Annotated in this window: 4 protein-coding genes; 1 reads left to right on the forward strand and 3 read right to left on the reverse strand. The window is 64.9% G+C overall.

The genetic code is table 11. The features are described from left to right. On the forward strand, positions 1-326 hold a 326-nt coding region (locus tag AC1DT2_RS17780; RefSeq protein ID WP_477297792.1), incomplete at its 5' end, for a glycine zipper 2TM domain-containing protein. Positions 327-402: 76 nt separating this feature from the next. Here AC1DT2_RS17780 and lpxK read toward each other — a convergent pair. The 3 genes from lpxK to AC1DT2_RS17795 are packed head-to-tail and all read right to left on the reverse strand — an operon-like array spanning position 403 to position 3,605. Beyond that, on the reverse strand, positions 403-1,404 hold the full coding sequence (gene lpxK, locus AC1DT2_RS17785; protein WP_477297794.1) for a tetraacyldisaccharide 4'-kinase: 1,002 nt from the start codon (positions 1,402-1,404) through the stop codon (positions 403-405). A 3-nt stretch (positions 1,405-1,407) separates the two neighbouring features. After that, on the reverse strand, positions 1,408-3,180 hold the full coding sequence (gene msbA / locus AC1DT2_RS17790) for a lipid A export permease/ATP-binding protein MsbA (RefSeq protein WP_477297795.1): 1,773 nt from the start codon (positions 3,178-3,180) through the stop codon (positions 1,408-1,410). Further along, positions 3,177-3,605 (reverse strand): ExbD/TolR family protein, encoded by a 429-nt coding sequence (locus AC1DT2_RS17795; protein ID WP_477297796.1) that lies wholly within the window; start codon positions 3,603-3,605, stop codon positions 3,177-3,179. Before AC1DT2_RS17795 ends, msbA begins: the two co-directional genes overlap by 4 nt. Positions 3,606-3,727: the final 122 nt, after the last annotated feature.

The following is a 3,727-nucleotide window of genomic DNA, read 5'->3' on the forward strand; positions in this document are numbered from 1 at the left end:
GCGTGGTGCAGAGCATCGAGCGCAACGTCGTCCAGGGCCGTGACCACGGCACGGCCGGCGCGGTGATCGGTGCCATCGCCGGCGGCGTCCTGGGCAACCAGGTCGGCCGCGGCAACGGACGCAAGGTCGCTACGGTCGCCGGCGCGGTCGGCGGCGGCTTCGCCGGTAACGCCATCGGCAAGGGCGGTGGCAGCGAGAGCTACACCCTGCGCCTGAAGATGGGCGGCGGCGGTTACACGAATGTCCAGGTCGCCGATGCCTCGTCTATCCGCACGGGTGACATCGTGGTGGTCGACGAAAAGGGTAACGTCCAGCGCGTGCAGTAAGCGCCTGGGTGTTTCAATGAAAGGCCGGCCTTCGGGTCGGCCTTTTCTGTGGGAGCCGGCTATGCCGGCGATGGGGTTACGGCGACCTGGCTATCGCCGCTGAAGCGGCTCCCACACGGGCAGCTATCGCGTCGTAGAACGACTCGGGCAACACCGCACGCACCGGCACACGCCACCAATTCGCCCGTGCGAAGTCGCGGCACTTCACCGCGTCCTTGTCCGTCATCAGCACGGGGCAACCATCGGCGAAAGTAAAATCGTCGCGGGTGAATGCATGGTGGTCTGCAAAAGGATGGCCATCCACAGCAATGCCGTGCGCCGTAAGGCTGCTGAAGAAGCGTGCGGGATTGCCGATACCCGCGACAGCGTGCGCTGGCCGCCCGGCAAACTCACTGAGCGGTGCGGAAAGCGACGGGTCGGCCATGTTGATCGCGATGCCACCTTCCAGCGTCATGGCGATCTCGGTCCCGGCTGGCGTGCCGCTGTTGACCACAACGAAGTCGACATCGGCGAGGCGGCTCRCCGGCTCGCGCAACGGCCCGGCCGGAAGCAAATGTCCGTTCCCCAGCCGACGCTCACCATCGATCACACAGATCTCGACATCGCGACCCAGACGATGATGCTGTAATCCATCGTCGGCAAGAATGAGATTGCATCCGGCGTCTATGAGCAACTGCGCCGCTTCCGGACGCTCGCGCCCAATAGCGACAGGCACACCACTCTGGCGAATCAGGCTCGGCTCATCGCCGACCTTCGCGGGGTCGTCCTGGCCGGTGAGCAGATAGGGCCCACGCTCGCTACCGCCATAGCCGCGACTCACGACACCCGGAACGAAACCCCGCGCCGACATCGCTTCAGCCAACGCCACGATCAGCGGCGTTTTGCCGGTGCCGCCAATGGTGATATTCCCGACGACCACAACCGGTACGGAAAGCCGAATCACCGCCGAAGGATCGTTGCGAAAGCCTGCCGCACGACGCCGCACAACAGCCCCGTAAAACACCTCCAGCGGACGCGTCCAGAGCGGCGGCTTCCCGCCGCCGTACCAATGTCGCTGCAGTGAGGCGCCGAGGCCCACCGCTTAGCTCGCCGCTTGCTCGTGGAACTGCATGCGGTGCAGGGCCGAATACTGGCCGCCAATGTCGAGCAGTTCGCGGTGCGTGCCGAGCTCGATGACCCTGCCCTGGTCCATGACGGCGATCTGGTCGGCGTGCTCGATGGTCGACAGGCGATGGGCGATCACCAGCGTGGTGCGGTCGCGCATGAGGCGCGTGAGCGCGTCCTGGATCAGGCGTTCCGACTCGGTATCGAGCGCGCTGGTCGCCTCGTCGAGGACGAGGATCGGCGCGTTCTTGAGAATGGCGCGGGCAATGGCGATACGCTGGCGCTGTCCACCGGAGAGCGAGTTACCGCCCTGCCCGATCTGCGTCTGCAGGCCTTCGGGCAGGCGCTCGATGAACTCCATGGCGTTCGCGGCCTTCGCTGCCGCCGTGATGTCGGCTTCCGAGGCGCCAGCCATTTCGCCGTAGGCGATGTTGGCGGCCACGGTGTCGTCGAACAGCACCACGTTCTGGCCCACCCAGGCGATCTGACGGCGCAGCGAGGGCAGCGTGTACTGCGAGTAATCGCGACCGTCGACGAGGATGCGGCCCTCGGTCGGCTGGTAGAAACGCGGCAGCAGACTGACCAGGCTGGACTTGCCGCTACCGGAGCGTCCCACCAGGGCCGTCACCGTACCGGGCTTGCAGACCAGATCCACGCCACGCAGGGCGACGTGGTTGTTGCGCTCGTACACCAGGTGGATGTTCTCGAAACGGATGTCGCCCTTGGTGCGAACGAGGTCTTCCGTGCCGGTGTCGATTTCGGGCGGCTCGTCGATGATCGTGAACAAGTCCTCGGCGGCGGTAACGCCTTTCTGCAGGTTTGCCTGGATTCCGGCCAGACGCTTCAGCGACGGCAACATAGCGCCCATCGCCGTGAGCACGGCCGTGAACACTCCGGGGGTGATCGTCTCGATGATGCCTGGGCGCGTTCCGAGGAATACCAGGGTGGCAAGCGCCATGGCGCCGACCGTCTGGATGGTAGCTCCCGAGGCGGCGCTGGTCGCCGAGACCTTGAGGTTGAGACGGCGCTGGCGGTCGGCGATTTCGCCGAAACGATCGCCTTCGCGCACCTGCCCACCGTAGATGCGCACCTCGCGATTCGCCGCGACGGCTTCCTCGACAGCGCTGGTTACGCTGCCCATGTTGCCCTGGATACGCTTGCTGATCTTCCGGTAGCGGCGGCTGATGACGGTGACGATAACCACCACGCAGGGCACCAGAACGAGCAGCGCCATCGCCAGATAGGCACTCCAATACAGCATGACGCAAAGCATGCCGATGACGGTCAGGCCCTCGGTGACGGCCATCTTGAGCGAATCCGCCGACGCAGAAGCTACCTGCTCGCTGGTGTATGTAATGCGCGAGATCTGCTGGCCCGACGGCTCCTTGGCGAAGAAGGTAGCCGGCAGGCGAAGATAGGATGYGAAGACGTCGACACGAATGGCCTGCACCACGTTGCGGCCCACATAGGCGATGCCGTAGTCAGTCGCGTAGGAGGCTACGCCTCGCACCGCGAAGATCGCGATGATCCAGATCGGCATCCAGAAGATCGTGTACGGATCCTTGTCGACGAAAAGGTTGTCGATCAATGGCTTCAGCAGGCTCGTGAAAAGCGACAGGCAAACCGGGTCGATGATCATGCCGACAATGGCAATGAGGCCCGCCGTGCGGAACCGCCGCGTGTAACCGAGCAGGCGCTTATAGGTCTGCCAGGTCTTGGCGTCCCAGACCGAGACTTTTTCCTTGCTCACCGGGCCGGACCCGTCTCGCTCGGCGTGGTCGCGATCGACAGTCGGGTAAAGCCCACCTGGCCGAGCGCATCCATCGCGCGAACCACGTTCTGGTGCGGCGTCATCGCATCGGCGCGGATCACCACGAGGCGATCGCGGTCGTTACCGGCGACACGCTCGATAGTCGCCTTGAGCGGCTCGATGCCCTCGCCCAGCACTTCGTCGCTGCCGACCGAGTAGTGGCCGTCACGATCGACGACCAGGGTGAGCGCGTTGTCGGTGGACTCGCGCGCCTGGCTGTCGGCCTTGGGCAGGTTGACCTTCAGCCGGGAGTGCTCGACGAAGGTGGTGCTGAGCACGAAGAACATCAGCAGGGTCAACAGCACGTCGATCAACGAAATGACGTTGATCTCGAAATCGTCCTCGCGACGGGAACCGATGCGCATGGATCAGCCAGCCTGCGAGGTAGCGGCTTCCGACGCGGCGGTGCGACGGCGCGGTGCCGGGCGCGGCGCGGACAGGTCGTCCAGCAGCGCCGTGGCTTCCTTTTCCATCTGCACGACATAGC

The organism is Luteibacter sp. P4_E6 (genome assembly GCF_056401535.1).

Bases quoted from the DNA above. Each gene is read 5' to 3' on its own strand.
- AC1DT2_RS17795 (WP_477297796.1), bottom strand. From the start codon at position 3,605: ATGCGCATCGGTTCCCGTCGCGAGGACGATTTCGAGATCAACGTCATT.